Annotated in this window: 1 pseudogene; it reads right to left on the reverse strand. The window is 66.9% G+C overall.

What is annotated here, in order from left to right:
* Window positions 1-580 (reverse strand): annotated as a pseudogene (locus EN939_RS37140) (ornithine cyclodeaminase family protein); the annotation flags it as partial.

Genomic DNA, 580 nt, shown 5'->3' on the forward strand with positions numbered 1-580 from the left:
CCTCTTCCTCGGCGGCCATCACGCCCGCCGCGATTGCATGATGCAGCTCACCCAGCCGCTTTGTCTGGCGGCCACTGTCAGCGGCATAGAGATCGGCCATGCGCAGGATTGCCGGCGCGATCTCGTTCTTGTGCTCGGCGTCCGATCCCATCGCGGTGATGTGCTGCCCTGCGGAAACGAAGCCGGCCTTGATCAGCGGCTCGGTCGAAGGCGTCGTGGTGACGATGATGTCGGCGCCGGCGACCGCGTTTGCCGCGTCGGGCTCGGCATGCACGAGAATGCCGAGCTTTTCGCGCAGGGCTCCGGCGGTTGCCTCGGCCTTTGCCGCATCGCGTGCCCAGATGCGCGCCTCGGCAATCGGCCGCACCAGCATGAGTGCTTCCAATTGCAGCCCGGCCTGGACGCCAGCGCCGAAGATCGCGGCAACGGACGAGTCCTGCCGCGACAGATGTTTGGCGGCGACGGCGCCGGCAGCAGCGGTTCGGATATCCGTGAGATAGCCGTTGTCGAGCAGCAGCGCTTCGACCAGGCCGGTCTTGGCTGACAGCAGCACCATCATGCCGTTGACGCTGGGCAGGCC

The organism is Mesorhizobium sp. M7A.F.Ca.CA.002.05.1.1 (genome assembly GCF_003998335.1).
Taxonomy (GTDB): domain Bacteria; phylum Pseudomonadota; class Alphaproteobacteria; order Rhizobiales; family Rhizobiaceae; genus Mesorhizobium.